At 61.4% G+C, this 18,028-nt stretch carries 12 protein-coding genes; 8 read left to right on the top strand and 4 right to left on the bottom strand.

The genetic code is table 11. From position 1 onward, the window contains the following. The first annotated feature begins 16 nt into the window (after positions 1-16). Positions 17-1,435, top strand: coding sequence for an adenylosuccinate lyase (locus KF712_20845; GenBank protein MBX3743446.1), 1,419 nt, complete (start codon positions 17-19; stop codon positions 1,433-1,435). Positions 1,436-1,628: 193 nt separating this feature from the next. On the opposite strand, the gene KF712_20840 is transcribed toward KF712_20845, so the two are convergent. From KF712_20840 to KF712_20830, 3 genes are all read right to left on the bottom strand, one after another. Then, complete coding sequence (locus tag KF712_20840) at positions 1,629-3,671, bottom strand: immunoglobulin domain-containing protein (protein MBX3743445.1); 2,043 nt, start codon at positions 3,669-3,671, stop codon at positions 1,629-1,631. 170 nt (positions 3,672-3,841) lie between these two features. Then, positions 3,842-4,273, bottom strand: a complete 432-nt coding sequence (locus KF712_20835) for a hypothetical protein (GenBank protein ID MBX3743444.1) — start codon at positions 4,271-4,273, stop codon at positions 3,842-3,844. A 16-nt stretch (positions 4,274-4,289) separates the two neighbouring features. Then, positions 4,290-7,943: a hypothetical protein gene (locus KF712_20830; protein ID MBX3743443.1), complete on the bottom strand. Its 3,654-nt coding sequence runs from the start codon at positions 7,941-7,943 to the stop codon at positions 4,290-4,292. A gap of 1,298 nt (positions 7,944-9,241) precedes the next feature. Here KF712_20830 and KF712_20825 point away from each other — a divergent pair. The 7 genes from KF712_20825 to aat all read left to right on the top strand — a co-directional run bounded on the left by KF712_20825 (position 9,242) and on the right by aat (position 16,749). Continuing rightward, positions 9,242-10,486, top strand: a complete 1,245-nt coding sequence (locus KF712_20825) for an AI-2E family transporter (GenBank protein ID MBX3743442.1) — start codon at positions 9,242-9,244, stop codon at positions 10,484-10,486. 4 nt (positions 10,487-10,490) lie between these two features. Further along, positions 10,491-11,621, top strand: coding sequence for a beta-lactamase family protein (locus KF712_20820; GenBank protein ID MBX3743441.1), 1,131 nt, complete (start codon positions 10,491-10,493; stop codon positions 11,619-11,621). A 132-nt stretch (positions 11,622-11,753) separates the two neighbouring features. Then, positions 11,754-12,482 carry an RDD family protein gene (locus tag KF712_20815; protein MBX3743440.1) on the top strand — a complete coding sequence of 243 codons (729 nt, stop codon included), beginning with the start codon at positions 11,754-11,756 and terminating at the stop codon, positions 12,480-12,482. A 1-nt stretch (position 12,483) separates the two neighbouring features. Beyond that, positions 12,484-13,455, top strand: coding sequence for a stage II sporulation protein M (locus KF712_20810; GenBank protein MBX3743439.1), 972 nt, complete (start codon positions 12,484-12,486; stop codon positions 13,453-13,455). Continuing rightward, entirely contained in the window at positions 13,445-14,887 is a 1,443-nt protein-coding gene (locus KF712_20805; protein MBX3743438.1) for a hypothetical protein, read from the top strand. Before KF712_20810 ends, KF712_20805 begins: the two co-directional genes overlap by 11 nt. After that, positions 14,884-15,990, top strand: a complete 1,107-nt coding sequence (locus KF712_20800) for a hypothetical protein (GenBank protein ID MBX3743437.1) — start codon at positions 14,884-14,886, stop codon at positions 15,988-15,990. Before KF712_20805 ends, KF712_20800 begins: the two co-directional genes overlap by 4 nt. A gap of 189 nt (positions 15,991-16,179) precedes the next feature. Then, positions 16,180-16,749 carry a leucyl/phenylalanyl-tRNA--protein transferase gene (gene aat, locus KF712_20795; GenBank protein MBX3743436.1) on the top strand — a complete coding sequence of 190 codons (570 nt, stop codon included), beginning with the start codon at positions 16,180-16,182 and terminating at the stop codon, positions 16,747-16,749. A gap of 175 nt (positions 16,750-16,924) precedes the next feature. On the opposite strand, the gene KF712_20790 is transcribed toward aat, so the two are convergent. Then, on the bottom strand, positions 16,925-18,013 hold the full coding sequence (locus KF712_20790; protein MBX3743435.1) for a peptidylprolyl isomerase: 1,089 nt from the start codon (positions 18,011-18,013) through the stop codon (positions 16,925-16,927). Positions 18,014-18,028: the final 15 nt, after the last annotated feature.

The following is an 18,028-nucleotide window of genomic DNA, read 5'->3' as shown; positions in this document are numbered from 1 at the left end:
CCGCCAGAGTCGGCGCGTGATTCCCAACGTCCTCGCCGAACGCTACGCTTCCTCCGCCATCCAAGCCATCTGGTCCGCCGAAGGCCGGATCATCCTCGAACGCGAATTCTGGATCGCGGTGATGAAGGCCCAGAAGGATCTGGGCCTCGACATCCCGCAGGAAGCGATCGACGCCTACGAAAAGGCGAAGGACAGCGTGGACCCCGGCTCCATCATGGCGCGGGAGCGCGTGACCCGCCACGATGTGAAGGCCCGCATCGAGGAGTTCAACGACCTCGCCGGGCACGAGCAGATCCACAAAGGCATGACCTCACGGGATCTCACGGAGAACGTCGAGCAGCTCCAGGTTTTCCGCTCCCTTCTCATCATCCGTGACAAGACCGTCTCCGCGCTCCGCCGTTTCCGCGAGCGTTCGGAAGCATGGGGCGATCTCATTCTCACCGCCCGCACCCACAACGTCGCCGCCCAGCCGACCACCCTCGGCAAGCGCGTCGCCATGTTCGGTGAGGAACTGCTTTCCGCCCTCGCCGCGCTGGATGCCGTCATCGCCGGATACGCCGTGCGCGGCCTGAAAGGCGCCGTCGGCACCCAGATGGACCAGCTTTCCCTGTTCGAAGGGGATGCCGCCAAGGTCGCGGAGCTGGAGCAACGCGTCGTCGCCCACCTCGGCATGCCCGCTGTCTGGACCAACGTCGGCCAGGTCTATCCACGCTCGCTCGACTTCCGCGTCGTCGCCGCCCTCACGGACCTCGCTTCCGGACCGTCCTCTCTCTGCAAGACCCTGCGCCTGATGGCCGGGCACGAAACCGCCAGCGAGGGCTTCGCCCCCGGCCAGACCGGTTCCAGCGCCATGCCGCACAAGATGAACTCCCGTTCCTGTGAGCGCGTGAACGGCTTCCACGTCATTCTCAAGGGCCACCTCGCCATGGCAGCGGGCCTGGCAGGGGACCAGTGGAACGAAGGCGACGTTTCCTGCTCCGTGGTCCGCCGCGTCATGCTGCCGGACGCCTTCTTCACCATCGACGGACTCTTCGAAACCTTCCTCACCGTGCTCGACCAGATGGACGCCTACCCGGCCGTCATCGCCGCGGAAACCACCCACTACCTGCCGTTCCTGATGACCACCACCATCATGATGGAGGCGGTGAAAGCCGGTGTCGGCCGCGAAACCGCGCACAAAGCGATCAAGGAACACGCCGTGGCGACCGTGAACGACCTGCGCACCGGCAAGGTGGAGAAAAACAACCTCGTCGAACGCCTTGCCGGGGACTCCCGCCTCGGCCTCGACCGCGCCGCCCTCGATGCCATTCTTTCCAGGGGCGACCGCGAAAGCGGCGCCGCGAAAGCCCAGATCAACGCGTTCGCCTCAGAAGTCCGCAAGCTGGAACAAGCCAGCCCGGAGGCCGCCGCCTACGGGCCGGGATCGATTCTCTGAATGCTCCGGTGCCCGGGGGGAAGCGTGTTCTCAAGCGGCAGCCGATCCCGGTTGCACCGAACCCCGGGCCGCTCAAACCGATCGATTCATAGGCTTCAAGCAGGGCCTGCTGTTGTGAGGATGCTGTCTCTGCCGATGTCTATTCTGAGCAATTTTTCGTCATTCTCTTTCGTTGTCGTCATGGCCAACATGCTTATTCGACGTTGATCCTCAGGAACCTCTTCGGAAACCCGGCCGTCGTGACCGTGGCCGTCCAGGTTTCGACTTCCGAATCTTCGCCTACTTTGGAATGGGTGATTCCAGTGGTTCTGAAATCGACCAGATTGTCGGAAACCTGAGGGGTCCAAGCAATTCCAAGAGCCTTCTTGGAACGCTTGTAGGTGATCGTGAGGTTCGAACCATTGCGGCTCACGACCGGCAGATTGGCGGTGGCATTTTCCATCGGGGGGACGCCGAAAGCGAACGCAAGGAGATTCGGGATGCCGTCGTCATTGGCATCATCCGTTCTTCCGCGTTTTCCTGGGGGAAGATTCCAGGTCGCCACCCAGTCGTTGAAGCTCTGTGCGGCAGCCGGCAGGAATCTCACCTCATCCAGCCAAGCCGTATCAACGCCGGCGACGGTCCGGATATCCTTTACGTAAGACCAGCGGAGTGTCTGGCTACCCGCTCCGAGACTGAGCACGCGGTTGGCCCAGTCCGCTTCGCCGCTGATGTCTTCCTGCGCCACTCCGTTTATCGAGAATATCAGTTTGTCATAGCCCGTTTCCGACGAAACCTTCCACCACCAACTCAGGTTACCGGGGCCGGTGACCGTCGTTTCGACCCAGGAACTCTGGTTGTTGCCGATCGCTCCGCTGCTGGCGGCGATGCCATCGTTCTTCGTGACGAACGACTGGCTTTTCCAGTCGGCGTTTCCTCCGGTGATCCATTTCAACCCGTAGGCCCCGAGGGCAATCCCGAGATCCTCCTTGAAGATCGCGGTGAGGGAGCGATGGGAAGTCATCGCGATGGCGGCGGGATTCATGGTGCCGGTGAGGTCTCCGCTCCAGCCCGCGAAATAATGGCCCGGCGCGGGAACGGCGGTGAGAGTCACCTGCGATCCGTTCGGGTAAGTTTCCGTGACCGCCGGGCTTCGGGTGATTTCACCGTTTCCTGTCGGGACGGCGTTGATCGCCCATCCGTAATACATGGTGGCGGAGCTGACCCAAGCTTTGTCCTGCCCGGCGGTGGTGAAGTTGCTTTTGATGTAGGACCAGCGCAGGGTGTGGGTGCCCGCCTCAATGAGTTTCACGGCGGGTTGCCAGTCCGTTTCCCCGGAAAGATAGCCGATCTGGCTGCCATTAAGGTGGAAATACAACCGGTCGTTGGATTCCGACGATGTTTTCCAGTACCATACGAAAACACCCGGCCCGGTCACCGTGGTTTCGAAAATGCTGGTGCCGCCGTGAGTGATGGCCCCGCTCTGCATCGCGGGCATCCCGTCCCGGGTCACCGTGGTTTGCGGAGACCACGGCAACGTGCCGCCGTGGGTGACGGGCAGGCCGGAAGGATTGTTCCCGGTGGCGAATGTCTGGGTATGGAAAAGGGTGGCCGGCAGAGTGGTGACGGAGCCGGCATTGTTCGTGGCGGTGAGGGTGTAGGCCCCGGTGTCCGCCTGGGTGAAGGAAGGGATTGAGTGGCTGAGGCCCGTCGCGCCATTGATCACGGCACCGTCTTTCCTCCACTGGAAGGAAAGTGGTGCTTTACCCTCGATGTCCGCCGACAGCGTGACGCGCTGGCCGATGGTGGCGATCGTGGACTCCGGCTGGCGCACCACCGTGGGAAGCTGGCTGGGCGGCAAAATGTGGATGATGAGGGGGGACTCGGCGGAGGTCCCGCCGGAAGTGACGGTCACCTTCGTGCTGAAAACGCCCGCGGTGGTGGGAGTGCCGGTGATGGATCCCGTTCCGCCATTCAACGCGAGGCCCGGCGGCAGATTGGCGGCTGCGAATACCGCCGGGATCCGGCTGGATGCCAAGGTCTGTGAGAATGGTGAGCCGACCGTCCCGGTGAGTGCGGTCCCACCCACAAGGAACGGCGCAGCCGCGGCGTAGGGTGTGGCCGCCACGCCGGTAATGTTTCCCGCGTCGTCATACGTGTAGCTGATTTTCACGTTGCCCGCTCCGGCGGCCCCGGTGAGGCGTCCGGTGGCATCGTAGGCGAAATCGGCACACCAACCTGAACTCGCAACAGCCATGAGAAGGGAGGCGATACCGCGGAATATTTTCGATGAGGAGTTCAAGTGATTGAGGGAATCGGGGGAAGTTTGGAGAATCTCATCCAAGTGAGACGAGTCGAGGCGTTTTCGTTCTAGTTGCAGGCAGCGTGACAGAGTGGGGTTTGCTCCCGGACTTGGTGGCCGTCGCTTCACGCGCCAGCGGTGGGACGTGGTTTCACGCTAAAGCGTTGAAGGTTGTATGATGCAATCGCACACTCGTCGCCCTCAACCAGTTTTTCATAAAACCTAATATCTTCAATCCATTCGGGAAAGCTCATGAGCTTTATCTCCAGTCCAGTAGGTCGTTGCTCAAAAACGAATTTCCAGTTTTCCGGGATGTTTGGGTCTACAACCTCAAACATTTCTAACGGATATGGATAAGGATGTTCACTTTCCTTGATCGTGTGCAGGTAAACTCGTAGTCCTCCATCGTTCCATCGAGCAAGAGCAAACACCGCGTAAGTCGTCCCCTCAACCAAATCATCGTCAGAACCATTTCGATGAATTGATTCAGCCAACCGATTTTTGACATCGATCTCAGGAATGTCACCAATTTGATTAAATCGGCATCGGACCTTCATGTGATTTGCCTCCGTGTCATCTGTAGGTTTCCGCATGATGCGTAAACTTGAAGTCCATCAATTTACCAGTCTTTGGATCTCGTACATAGTGGACTTCGGAACGCAGACCAGCCGCAGATTTTTCCGTATAGCTCCATTTCTCCATTCCCTTAAACTCGGGATCGCCAAGATTATCGATGATTTTAGTGCCTTTGCCCTGCTTGGCCGCATCTAGCACCATCCGATCCATCAGACTCTTGGGCGTTCGGTTAAACTTGTCTACGCTCTTTGCGGTATACTTCTCAACGTCAGCGAACGCGCTTCCGAATTTGCCCAGCGCCTTTCCAAATGGGAGGATCCCCAAGGCTGACATCCATCTCGGGACATGTTCGCCCGTGACCATGTCCCGGCCAGTGAACAGTTCGTAGATACTTTTACCCGTTCCGACGATGGGAAGGAAATCGAGTCCCAAGGACAGCAGCTCGTTGCCGAGCGACCCGTTCTGGGCCTCGAGGCCAAAGGGAAGAAAATCGAGTCCCAATGGCATAAATTCCTCACCAAGCGACGCGTCCTGAGCTTCGAGGCCGAAAGGATCGATCATCGAGACAGGATCGCCGTTGCCATAAGCGAAGCGGTTCAGGGAGATGGCCCTGCTGATGGCTCCGAGAATGACATCCTGGTTCACGAAGCGCTTGATGACGGGGTGATAATAGCGGGCCCGCATGTGGTAGAGGCCGTTCGGATCCGTCATCACCCCGTGGCGTCCGTTGAACAGGAACGGGGTGGCGGTATTGCCGGTGCGAAGGGAAATCTCGCCGTAGGCTCCATATTCGACGCGGCCGGTGACGGCGCCCGAGGAGTCGGAGAAAGCGACGGAACTGCCACGGTAGTCGTAGTGGTGGCAGCGGATCGCGGTGCCGGTTTCCTCGTAGATGAGGCCGAGCCCGTAAACCGCCCGGGAAACGGTGCCGTCGGGTGCTGTGCGCACGAGGATCTGGCTGAGGTTCGCGTTCGGATTGATGACGAAACGGGTGGTGCCGGAGCTGTTTGTGAGAGAGGTCCGGCGACCTTCGGCGTCATAGGCATACGAAACACCGCCGAAGGAAGTGAGACGGTTCCTCGAGTCGTAGGTATAGGTGGCGGTTCCCGTGCCGACGGCAACCGGACCGCCGGTCATGTTTCCATCGGCATCATGGGTCACCGCAGCGCCGTTGACGGCGGTGAGGCGGTTGCCCGCATCATACGCGGCGGTGAAGGAGACGGGAGTGAACGCGGCGGGAACGGGAATGGCGGTCTCGGAAACGAGGCGCCCTCCCGGGTCGTAGCCGAGGGTGAACTGGGTGATGGCGGTATTTCCGATGCTGTCGGCGAGAGTGGCCAGCTCCCCGGACGCCAGCCAAGTCCGGCTTTCCACGGTGCCGTTCGGCCGGACGGTTCTCACCAAGCGTCCGTCCGGGTCGTAGGAATAGGTGGTTACCCGGCCCGCCCAGTCGGTGACGGAGGAAAGGCGGTTCGCTTCGTCATAAGCATAGGTGACGGCCTTGTTGTCCGGATAGGTGAGGGTCTTCAGGTTGCCCGCGGCGTCATAGGCATATTTCAGGACGTTCCCCGCTGCGTCCGTGAATTGGGTGAGCCTGCCCGCATCGTCATAGGAACGGGTGATGACCGCCGAGTGCTGAGTGACGGTGAGGAGCTTGCCCGCAGCGTCATAGGTGCGGTTGATGGTGCCCGTCGGATCCGTGGTCTGGAGCAGCCGTCCCGCATCATCGTAGGTAAGTTGTGTTTGTTGCCCGGACGGCTCGGTGATGGTGACGGGCAGGTTGCGGTTGTCGTAGGTGTAGGTGGTGACCCTGTTGCCCGGCACGGTGACGGAGGTCAGTCGCTGGCCGGCATCGTAGGTGAAGGTGGTGGCCGCACCGCGCGGGTTGGTGATGGAGATGCGGTTCCCATCGGCGTCGAAATCCTGCCGGGATACCTGATTGAGAGGATCGCTGACGGTGATCAGTCGATCGAGATCGTCGTAGGTGAGCCGGGTGATGTTGCCGAGAGGATCCGTGCTGGTCCTCAGACGCCGAAGGTTGTCGAAGGTGGAGGCGGAGGTGCGGGACTGGGAATCTTCCTCCGCGGTCACCAGGTTGCGCTGCTCCAGTGTCCTGCGGGTCCTGTTTCCACGGGCATCGATGAAGTCGATGAGATTCCCGGCGGCATCGTAGCGGAAATTTTTCGTGCTTCCGGTCGCGTTGGTGATGGCGAGGAGGTGGCCGGCCGGATCGTATTTCATCCGGGTCACCCCACCACGGGGATCGATGGTCTCCAGAAGACGGCCTTCGCCATCGTGATTGTAGCTGACGCGCTCGCCAAGGGGATTGATGACGGCGCTCAGAAGTCCGTCCCCGGTGTAAACGTACCTCGTGGCTTTTCCGAGAGGATCGGTTTCAGAGAGCTTCCGCTTCCGTGAATCATAGGTGAAGGCCGTGACGTTGTTCAGCGGATCCTTCGAAGTGAGAAGATTGTCATTGGTGTCATAAGTGAAGGCATGGACCTTGCCGGCGGGATTTGTAGTGCTGAGGAGCCGTCCGGCGGCATCGTATGCGAAGAGCGTCTTGTGGTTGTTCGCGTCCGTCGCTTCGGTGACGAGACCGGCCGTGTAAGTGTAACGGGTGGCGCCGCCGCGCGGGTCTGTTTTTTGGGTGGGAAGCCCCGTGGCCGGATCGTAGCTTGTCAACCGCGTTTGGTTCAGGGCGTTGGTGGCGGAGACAGGGTTGTTGCGCGCGTCGTAGGTGAAGGTGCTTTCCTTTCCGTCCGGCTTGCGGATCTTCGTGAGATTGTTCCTCACGTCATACTCCATGGAAGTGACGGCTCCCGCGGGATCCGTCAGGGAGGTCAGATTCCCCGCCGCGTCATAGGAATAAACGGTGGCCCTTCCCAATGGATCGGTGGTGGAAGTTTTGTTGCCGTCCGCGTCATAGCTGTGGCGGGTGACTGCACCGTTCTGATCCTCGAAAGACACCATCTGGAAATCCGGGTCATAGGTATAGACTAGCCGTCGTTTGTTCCGGTCGGTGACGGTGGTGACGAGGTAACCCGGGGTGGAGGTGTCATCGTAGGTGAAGAACGTGAGGGGCGTCGCGGGGTTGGCGTCGTTCTGCGTGGCCACCCGTCCCGCGGAGTTGTAGGTGTTGGTGGCGAAGACGACGTTTTCGTAATCCTTCACCGTCAGGATGCGCCCCGCACTGTCGTAGGTGAAGAGGTTCCGTGAAATAGTGACGTTCGAACCACTGGACAGAGTCCAGTAGTTCATGGTGTCGGATGTGCTGTAATTGAAGACCAAGCGCCGATTCAGGGGATCGGTCACCAGGACGATACGCCCTGAGCTGTCATAGGTGAAAGTGAGTTGTTTAGATGATATTTCGTCTTTCGCATTCAACAGACGGCCGTTCGCGGTGCTGTAGGTGAGAAGGATACCGTGGCCACGGGGGTTGGCGATCCGGCTCACCTTGCCGGCACTGTCGAAAGAAAGGGTGGATCCGTCCTGGCGCAGGAGGGTGTACGTTCCATCCACGTTCTTGGTGACGATGTCGTGGCGCATCGCGCGTTCGGAACATCGGTAAGTGATCCCGTCTCCCTGGCGGTGGAAGTAATTCCTCCGGTTCTGGTTCCAGTTGAAGACAAGCGATGTGCCGCTTGGCATTTCATCGATCCTCGCCTCGAAGTTATGGCTCCATCCCGTGCTTAGCGGGCCTGTGTAACGCAGGGATGAATTGTAGGAAACTTCGAGCTTCAGGCCCGAGGGGCAGTTCTGGTGAAGGAAGCCCTGTTGGACGATGAACGCTCCGGTGGCAGTGTCGACGGGATCCGCATAGAGGGCCGCTGGATCGGGGTCAAAAGAGTCGATTTTTTTCTGCAGGCTCCACGTTCCAGACGCAGAGGGACGGCCATCTCCATAGGTGAATACGAGGGTTCCGCTGATGCTGGTGCCTCTCGCGGTGCCCCGCCATTCCCCGTGTTCCGTGGAGACGGTGTCATGGGTGAAATGAACAGCTCCGCTCGAATCGATGAAACCGCTGGACGATGGACGTAAAAAACCGCCTCGACCACCGGATCCAAAAAAGTCGACGAGACGACCTGCCTCATCAAACTGGAGGGTGATGATCGCGAAGTTGGCCCCCCCTGACGAAGTGTACGTTCCCACATAAGTGCCGGAGTAAAGTCCGATGTTGTTCTTGGTGGTACGGCCCCCTATTTGGGCGGGGAAGGGAGCATGGCGCAGGCGTGTTTCCCTTGTGGGAAACGCGTCCACGGCATCATCCGTGCCAAAGGATTGGGACAGTGCGCTGAAAGGTACGAAACAAAATAGTAACGCGACAAGGAGAGAGAACTTCTGGAGAGAGGGAGGCGGTCTCATGGACAATCGGATCCGATTCGGATCTTTTCGGTTTGCCCGGTGGAATAGCTGGAAACGCGGGGCCAACCAAGTTTCTTTTAAGCAAGCACTGCAATTCTACGGGGATTTTGGCTGTGTGCCTGCTGTTATGGAATTGAAGGAATACCTCCGCGATAGGAACATTAATGCCCAATTCGGGGTTGCCTCACGTCAGCTTTTCCAGTGCAGGAAGAGGAGATCGGGAAAGTGTTTGATTGTTACGCCGCCAAACTCCATTTGAACTGAAGAGCAAGCATCTGCAAACCGGTGAGGAAACCAAACAAGGGGTATGAGCCGGTTTTCGAATCGATCGCTCGGTTTGAGGAGCGATGCCGGAGGTGGCTGGTTGGAGTGATTTGCTGGAGCGAACGAATCCAAATAAAGAGACATGCCTCTTATCGAGGCACCCGATTTATCCGTTGTGGTGAATCCTGCCCGCAACGGAAATGATCAGCGTCCCCTCGTCGAAGGCGTGTCGGTCGTCCCAACACTTTCCAAGAAAAGAAACGCTCCCCGCATTTTTTCCTCTCCCGGCACAGGGGACGGTCTTACTATTCCGCCGTCAGATGGAACAAGGCGCACGGCGGACGGGATTCAAGATCGAACCTTTGTTGGGTGGGGTCGCGCTGCTTTTGCTGCTGGTCGGCTGCGTGGTGGTATTGAAGCCATTCCTGTCGTCCCTGATGTGGGCCATCGTCCTGTCCTACTCGTTGTATCCTCTCCAGCGGCGGTTCACCGTATGGTTCCGCGGCTCCCGCACGCTGGCGGCGTGCCTGGTCACCCTCACCCTGACCGTCATCCTGGCGGGACCCATCGTGCTCATCGGCATGAGCCTGGTCCAGGACGGCAAGGATCTGGCGGGGGCGACGAAGAAATGGTTCCTCGCCGCGCCGGAGGAGGCTCCGCCGTGGGTCCACCGCCTGCCGATCGTCGGTGATGAGGCGGCGGCCTACTGGACGGAGTTCAGCGAGGACCGGAAGCGCTGGATGGAGGACGTGGAGAAGGCCGCGGAGGCGGACAGCCGGAAAAAGCGGGAGCGGCAGGAGGAGGCGATGGTGGATGAAGCCATCCCGGTCCCCCTGCCGGTCGAGCCGGAGGATGAAGCGGCCATGGAGAGGCCGGACACTTCCCGACTGGTGATCCTGCTGGGGCAGACCCTGGGAATGGCGCGGAAAGCCCTCGTCACCGCCGGGGTGGCGGTCGGACAGGGGGTCACCCAGGTGATGATCAGCGCGTTCCTCGCCTTCTTTTTCCTTCGGGATGCTTCCCTGCTCGCGGACCGGCTGCAGGTGGCGGTGGAACGGTTGGCGGGGGACCGTGGCAAGCACCTCCTGAAAGTGGCGGGTGACACCGTGCGCGGGGTCATCTACGGCTTCCTCGGCACGGCGCTGATCCAGGCCATCGTCGCCGGGTTGGGTTTCTGGATCGCCGATGTTCCGGGGGCGATCCTGCTCGGCGTGCTGACGTTCTTTTTCGCGGTGGTGCCTTTCGGCCCGCCGATCGTGTGGGTGCCCGCCACGCTCTGGCTGTTCGCCCAAGGACGGCCTGGGTGGGGGATCTTCATGCTCATCTGGGGTTTCTTCGGCATCAGCGGTGTGGATAACGTCGTGCGTCCGCTCATCATCAGCCAGGGGAGCAAGATGCCTTTCGTGCTGATCTTCTGCGGTGTCATCGGTGGGGCGCTGGCCTTCGGGCTGGTGGGGCTTTTCCTCGGCCCCACGCTGCTCGCGGTCGCCTACCGGCTGATCGACGAATGGTCCACCAACCCGGTGTTGTCCGGTCCCCGGGAAAGCCAGAACTACGAGATCTGACCGCATGTCCGTCGCTCCATCGGTGCTGGGAGAGGTGATGGAGGTTTTCGAAAGGAACTTCCGGGAAAGGGGGGAGATCGGTGCGTCCGTCAGCGTCTGGTGGGACGGGGTGGAGTGCCTCTCACTCGGTCAGGGATGGTGCGAGAAGGAGCACCTGCGGCCATGGACCACGGACACGCTGGTACCGGTTTACTCCGCCACGAAGGGGCCTGCCGCCGCCACGCTGCTGATGGCGCTGGAGGCGAACGGGATGGGGCCGGAGACGCCCGTCCGGGAGGTGTGGGAGCGCTTCCCGCTGGAGGATGCGACCTTCGCCCACCTGCTTTCCCATCAATGCGGCCTCCCCGCACTGGACCAGCCGGCGGATGTGCTGGACCATGATGCCGTGGTGGCCGCCATCGAGGCGCAGCAACCGGCATGGCAGTTGGGGGAGGGGCATGGCTACCATCCCCGCACCTTCGGCACACTGGTGGATCATCCCGTGCGCCTCCTCACCGGCATGACGCTGGGGGACTACTGGAGGAAAGTCATCGCCGTCCCGCTGGATCTCGACTTCTGGATCGGTCTGCCGGAGGAGGAATGGCCGCGCGTGGCGAAGCTTTATCCGGGGAAAGCCGCGCCATCGGACATCGAGGCGGGTTTCTACAAGGAGTTCAACACACCCGGCACGCTCACGCGCCGCGCATTCACCTCCCCGCGCGGCCTGCACGCCGTGCATGAGATGAACCACCCCGGTCCATGGGCCGCCGGTCTGCCCGCGATGGGTGGCATCGGCACCGCATCCTCCCTCGCCAAGTTCCATCAAGCCGCCGCCGGTTCGCTGCCCGGCCCGATCCCGGAGACGGTGCGCCGTGCGCTGGCCGGCCGGCGCAGCGCCGCCTATGACAAGGTGCTCCTGAAACCGACCGTCTTTACCTGCGGCTGCCAGCAGGATCCCGTGGATGCGGACGGGCGGAAGATCCGCCAGCTCTATGGCCCGTCCACGGCCGCCTTCGGCCACCCGGGGGCCGGTGGCAGCCACGCCTTCGTGGATCCCTTGTCCGGCATCTCTTTCGCTTACGTGATGAACCAGATGGAGATGAGCGTCATGCCGGGGCCGAAGTGTGTCGATATGGTCGCCGCGTTGTTTTCCTGAAATGCCCGTGGCTGCGGCGATGGCGTGACGATTGTTCGCTCCCCTGGAAAGAATTGCGGCGGGACGCCGCAGCCACGTTGTCTTCTTTCGGCATTTACGCACCGCGAAAATCACCTAACTTCGGCACGGACAATGGCGGTGGAGAAACTGGATACCCTGCAGACCGTGGAACTCGCGGAAGGAATCGAGATCCGCCTGCGCATCGCCGGGCCGCTCGTCAGGGCAGGGGCCTATCTGGTGGATCTGGTGATCCGCATGCTCATTCTCACGGCTGTCACCATCGTCATGACCATCAGCGGACTGGCCATCGGCGGACAAGTGGCCATGGGGTTGTGGATGTTGGCCTGGTTCCTTCTGGATTGGTTCTACCCGGTGATTTTCGAGGCGGGGAAACGCGGTGCCACCCCCGGCAAGCGCGTCGCCGGGCTGCGCGTGGTGCAGGCCACCGGTTCCCCCATCACCCTCGGCCAGGCGGTGGTGCGGAATTTCCTCCGCTTCATCGATGGCATGCCGTTTTTCACCTATGGCATCGGCCTCGGGAGCTGCCTGGCGTCGCGGCGTTTCCAGCGGCTGGGTGATCTGGCGGCGGGAACGGTGGTGGTCTATACCAAGACCGCGCCGCAGATCATCATCGCGGCTCCACCGCCCATGCAGGCGGTGCCTCTCCCGGTCGGCCTCACGGCGGATGAAACCAGGGCGCTGGTCCTGTTCCGCGAGCGGGCCGGACTATGGTCCGAAGGGCGGCGGGCGGAAATCGGCGACCATGCCACCGCCCTGAGCGGAGCTTCCGGTACCGCCGGAGTCACCCGCCTGATGTCGATGGCCCACTGGGTCCAGGAAAAGCGGGAGGGAGGATCCTGACATGACGGTGGGGGATTTCGAGTCGAAGAACGCGGAGCGCTGGCGTGAATACGAACGCCTCGTGGAGTCGTTGGAAAAGGGCAAGCCGAACGAGCATGCTGACCAGCTCCCGCGGCGGTTCCGCGAACTCTGTGTCGATCTTTCCCTCGCGGAGTGCCGCATGTATGGCTCCCGCCTCACGGAGCGGCTCAACGCGCTGGTGATCCGTGGCTATGAAATCATCTACCGCACGCGCCGCGGCGGCTGGAGGGCGTTCGCGGAGTTCGCCGCGGCCGGGTTCCCCCGTGCGGTGCGCGCCGACTGGAAGCTTTTCTGGCTGTGCAGCGCGGTGTTCTGGCTGCCGTTTTTCGCCATGATGCTGTCCGCCCACCATGACATCAGCTGGGTGCAGGCCGCGCTGGGGGCGGAGGGGATGGCGTCGATGGACCAGATGTATGGTGGCCGCGAACAACAGATCGCCCACCTGAGGTCCGAGTATGGATCGAACTTCATGATGTTCTGTTTCTACATCTACAACAACGTCGCCATCGACTTCCGGATCTTCGCCGGGGGCATGGCAGCGGGTGTGGGGACGTTGTTTTTCCTGCTCTTCAACGGCGTGCACATCGGCGCGGCGGCGGGATACGTGAACGTGGCGGGAAATCCGGAGTCATTCTGGACCTTCGTCGCCGGCCATTCGTCGTTCGAGCTGCTGGGCATGGTGGTCGCCGGCATGGCGGGCATGCGCCTGGGCCTGGCCATCCTCAAGCCCGGGCGGCTGCCGCGTGTCCGTGCGCTGGCGGAGACCACGAAGCACACGCTGCCCCTCATCTACGGAGCCGCGCTCCTGACCACCCTGGCGGCGGTCGTCGAGGGATTCTGGTCCGCCCAGTTGGTGCCCTCTGCGGTGAAGTATTCCGTCGGGATCTTCTTCTGGCTGTTGCACATCGCCTACTTTCTGTTCGCCGGGAGGGGCGTGAGGCATGCGTCTTGAGGATGTCACCGCGGAGATCCGGCCCCGCAGCGATTGGGAGGCCGTGGACCTCGGATTCGCCATGGTCCGCAGGGACTTCTGGCGCTGCTTCGCCGTCTGGTGGCTGGCATTGCTGGCACCGCTGCTCATCGCCGGGTGGTTCCTGCGGGAGATGCCGCTGGTGCTGGCCGCCTTGTTCTGGTGGTGGAAGCCCGTCGGCTCGCGGATGGTCCTGTTCGATCTGAGCCGCCGCTTGTTCGGTGAACGGCCGGATTGGAAGGCGGTGTTCCGGGAAATCCCGCGCGCTTGGTTCCGCCGGTTTTTCCACCGCATGGTCGTCGCCAGATTCTCCCCATGGCTGCCGGTCACGCTGGCGGTGGAGGATCTGGAGGGATTGCGTGGAAAGCCCTACCGCCAGCGCGCGAAGCAGCTCGCCCGGCGCGGGGACGGAGTAGTGATGTGGCTTTACTTCGCCGCGGACCTCACCGCCGCGTGGCTGGCGCTGAGCGTGTTCGCCATCGTCATCATGATGATGCCGGAAGGCGAAAGCGGACCGTGGCAGGCGGCGATCGAGTCCTTTGACAGGAACAACCCGTTCGACATCCCGCTGGTCATCTCATGGACCGCCGCCGGTTGTGCCATGCTGGGCATGGCGCTGGTGGACATCTTCGTCACCGGAGCCGGTTTCGGCGTCTATGTGAACAACCGGACATGGCTGGAAGGCTGGGATGTCGAGCTGGCATTCAAGCGGCTGGGACAACGGTTGGGCAAGCTGGCGGCCCTGCTGGCATTCGCCGCATTCCTGTTCTGCCCGCTTCCGTCGCACGCCCAGGAACCCTCCACCGACCAGGAGATCATCCGCGAGGTGAAGGCCCATGAGGATTTCAAGGTCCACTCGGAAACCTATAAGGTGCCCGCTTTGAAACCCAAGTCCGGCAAGTCTTCGTCGGGATTTGGCAGCATTCCGGGTTACGTTGCGCTGGTCTTCGGCTACACGGTCCTGGCGGTGCTGCTGGCGTTCCTGGCTTGGATCATCTGGATCAACCGCCACGCGTTCCGCCTGCAGAAAACGGCGGGTGGAAAACTGGTGGAGGCACCTTCCGCACGGATGGTGATGGGGATGGAGGTCACCGCGGAGTCCCTTCCAAAGGACATCCCCACCGCGGCCTGGGCGCTCTGGACCGCCGGACGGCGGCATGAGGCGCTCGCCTTGCTCTACCGCGGGACGATCTCAAAGGTGATCGATGTCGCACGGGTGGAGATCCAGGAATCCGATACGGAGGGCGACTGCCTCCGCCGGGTGGTGGACGCCGGGAGCATCGCTCACCCGGATTATTTCAAGGGCCTCACCGGAGCATGGATGAAGCTGGCCTACGCCGCGCAGGAACCTCCGGAGATGGAGGTCCGGGCCTTGTGCGAGGGTTGGCCTTTCAAGGAAAGGAGGGTGGGATGAAATACCACCTCGTCAGGCTCCTCGTGATGGTGGTCGCCCTGCTTTCCGCAGGCTGCGAATTTGAGGAAGTGACCAAGGAGACCGGTTTCAAGGGCAAGGCGCGGATCAACCCGTGGCTGGCCGCCGAGAGATTCGTCGGAAAGAAAGGACATGACGTCCATTCGTCCGGTGGCTGGGTGAAGCCGGAGTGGGATCACAGGGCCTATTTCGTGCCCGTGGGGGTGCTGAACAATGTCGGTGTGGTGTCCGCCATGAAGGAGTGGGTTTCCGATGGCGGACATCTGGTGCTGCTGGTGGAATACTCGGACTCCGATTGGAACGACTGGAGCGACCACCAGCGCAGCGTGCCGGAACTCCAGAAACCGCTGGTGGATTTCCTCAAGGATGCCGGAGTGACGATCGAAAGATCCCGTGCCAGAAAGCCGGATGGGACCACCGTCACCTTCGGGGAGCGGACCTATGAGGTGGAGGTGGATACCAACGCGCGGGTTTCCACCCCGGCGGCGAAGGACGGGAATTTCGCCTCGGTGGAATACGGCTACGGCCGCGTGACCGTCATCCCGGATGCGAGGATCTTCCGCAGCCGCAAGATCGGCGACAAGGACCACGCCGCGCTGCTTTCCGCACTGGTCGGATCATCGACCATGGAAGGGTCGGTGGTGTTCCTCCGCGGCGCGGGTATCTCCCTCTGGCGGATGCTGGCCCGCCATCTCTGGCCGGTGCTGGTGGGGCTGGCCGTCGCCCTCATCATCTGGTTATGGAAAAGCTTCACCCGCTTCGGCCCCATGGAATCCGCCGCCACTGCATCCCCGCTGAGGGGCTATGACCACCATTTGGAGGCATTGGGGGACTTCCAGTGGCGTCTGGACAAAGGCTCGGCGTTGCTGGCCCCCATCCGTGAGAGGATCGTGGAGGGAGGGCAGAAGGCCGCCGCCGCTGCCGGCAGGAAGGATGCGGATTTCTTCCAGTTTCTCGCCGGGCGCGCGGAAATCCCCCGCGAGCGTGTGACCCGTGCCCTCACGGAGAACGCTCCTGCGGATGGCAGCATCATGACCCGTACGACGGCGGACCTGCAGAAGCTGCTCGCCGTGCTCCGGTCGTGAGGCAGGGACGACAGGGAGGGGTGGAAATCAACCCTGCCTTCATTCGGCCCGGAAAAAACAGGCCCGCCCATCTTCGCCGCGCTTCGATCGTGGTTCAATTTCTCCTCATGCAGGGAACCTTGGGATTCCCATCGTCCATGCGATTTGAAAATTGGCAAACAGGCCGCATTCACCGAAAATTCTCCCCGGATGTCCCGCCTGATACCAACGAACGTGCTTCTGGAGGCATATTCCCGTGGCGTGTTCCCGATGGCGGAAGATGGGGAAATCCTGTGGTTTTCTCCGGAACGGCGCGGACTGATCCCGCTGGATGACCGCTTCCATATTCCACACGGATTGAAAAAATCCCTGCGGAAGAAGCCGTTCGAAGTCCGATGGAACACCGCCTTCAGGGAGGTGATGCTGGGCTGCGCGGCCCGGAAGGAAACGTGGATCGATGAGGTGATTCTCGAAAGCTATTGTGCCCTGCATGCCGCGGGACACGCGCATTCGGTGGAATGCTGGGATGAGGAAGGCCTGCAGGGAGGACTCTATGGGGTGGAACTTCCCGGCGTGTTTTTCGGGGAGAGCATGTTCTCGCGGAAGACGGATGCCTCAAAAATCGCCCTCGTCGCGCTGGTGGAGCGTCTGCGTGAGGATGGCTTCAAGCTGTTGGACACCCAGTGGATGACGAGTCATCTCCGTCAGTTCGGCGGCTATGAACTGGCACGACAAGAGTATCATTCGGAACTGGAGAAGGTGCTGGACAGAAAAATCTGAGATTTGCGACCCGAAGAAATGCGGGAGGCGCGAATCTCACGGGAGATCCAGCGGGTTGGGTGGAAGCATGGCAAGCCCTTCCAGGTTTTCAGGTGGAATGTCTTCCCGGAACGAGCCCGGGTTCCCAACGAGCTTCCCCTCAGCCGGAAGTCTCACGACTTCCGCTACGGAAAACTCACTTCCGGATGTCGATGATGGCCTTCTTGCGGAGACCTTCGATCCAGCGGTCATACTGGACGGAGGTCTTCTTGCGGCGCACACGTTCCTCCACCTGTTGACGGACCTCGCCTTGCAGGGCGGGGGATGGACCGAGGTTCTTCTTGGTGACCTTCACGAGGGTGAATCCCTGCGGATCCTCCAAAGGACCGACGACTTTCCCATCGGGGGCATCGAAGATGATGGCGGCGAATTCAGCGGCGAGGTCGGTGCGGGGCACATCATTCTGGATGCCGCCCTGTTCGGCGAAAGCGTCTTTAGAGTAGGTCTTCGCCAGTTCAGCGAAGTCCTTTCCTTCCGCGAGCTGGCTGCCGATGCTCTCCGCGAGGGTGAGCTGCGTTTCCGGAGTTGAACCCGGGTTCTGCTGGTCGAGACGGGGGATGAAGATCTTCTGGAATGAGATCACGTCCTTGCTGGTGTCGCGCAGGCTGGTTCTGATCTCCGCATACTCCCTGTTGATTTCATTCGGCAGGGGAGGCGGGGCATCCGCGAACTTCTGCTGGCGCATGGCCTGGACGATGAGTTTCTCCTTCGTCATCTCGCGGTAGCCTTCCATGGTCATGCGGCTGCGCTTCAGTTCCTCGCGGAACTTCGCCTCGTTGCCGTTGTAGAGTTCGCGGAGCTGGCGCTTGATCTCATCATCAATGAAATGGGGCTTGATGGATGCACCCATCCGCTTGAACTCATCCAGGATGAGTTGGCGATCCACCAGTTCCTGGATGACCTTGTCCTGGGCCTCGATGAACTGGCGCTCGAACTCCGGGCCACGGCGCGGGAACTGGGCCGCAAGCTGGGCATAGATCGGTGCCAGCATGAAGCCCACCTGGTTCTTTGTGATGATGCGGCCATTGACCCTGCCGACGATGCCGTTCACCTCGATGGGGCCGGACGGCATCTGCTGCTGCGCCGGCACGGGGACCGGGGCAGGGGCTGGTTCAGGTGCCACGGGGAGATCCGGTGGCGTCGGTGGCTCTGGTTGGGCTTGGACGAGCAGCGCCCCGCTGAAGGCTGCGACCAGGGCGAATGCACCGAATGGACTGATTGTCATTGATTTGAAAATGAA

The sequence above is a fragment of the Akkermansiaceae bacterium genome, assembly GCA_019634595.1.
Classification (GTDB): Bacteria; Verrucomicrobiota; Verrucomicrobiia; order Verrucomicrobiales; family Akkermansiaceae; genus Luteolibacter.
The sequence above is the reverse complement of the archived record's forward strand: the minus strand, read 5'-3'. Positions and strand labels throughout refer to the sequence as shown.

Bases quoted from the DNA above. Each gene is read 5' to 3' on its own strand.
- KF712_20835 (MBX3743444.1), bottom strand. From the start codon at position 4,273: ATGAAGGTCCGATGCCGATTTAATCAAATTGGTGACATTCCTGAGATC.
- KF712_20815 (MBX3743440.1), top strand. From the start codon at position 11,754: ATGGCGGTGGAGAAACTGGATACCCTGCAGACCGTGGAACTCGCGGAA.
- KF712_20825 (MBX3743442.1), top strand. From the start codon at position 9,242: ATGGAACAAGGCGCACGGCGGACGGGATTCAAGATCGAACCTTTGTTG.
- KF712_20790 (MBX3743435.1), bottom strand. From the start codon at position 18,013: ATGACAATCAGTCCATTCGGTGCATTCGCCCTGGTCGCAGCCTTCAGC.
- KF712_20800 (MBX3743437.1), top strand. From the start codon at position 14,884: ATGAAATACCACCTCGTCAGGCTCCTCGTGATGGTGGTCGCCCTGCTT.
- aat (MBX3743436.1), top strand. From the start codon at position 16,180: ATGTCCCGCCTGATACCAACGAACGTGCTTCTGGAGGCATATTCCCGT.
- KF712_20805 (MBX3743438.1), top strand. From the start codon at position 13,445: ATGCGTCTTGAGGATGTCACCGCGGAGATCCGGCCCCGCAGCGATTGG.
- KF712_20840 (MBX3743445.1), bottom strand. From the start codon at position 3,671: ATGGCTGTTGCGAGTTCAGGTTGGTGTGCCGATTTCGCCTACGATGCC.
- KF712_20810 (MBX3743439.1), top strand. From the start codon at position 12,484: ATGACGGTGGGGGATTTCGAGTCGAAGAACGCGGAGCGCTGGCGTGAA.
- KF712_20830 (MBX3743443.1), bottom strand. From the start codon at position 7,943: ATGCCAAGCGGCACATCGCTTGTCTTCAACTGGAACCAGAACCGGAGG.
- KF712_20820 (MBX3743441.1), top strand. From the start codon at position 10,491: ATGTCCGTCGCTCCATCGGTGCTGGGAGAGGTGATGGAGGTTTTCGAA.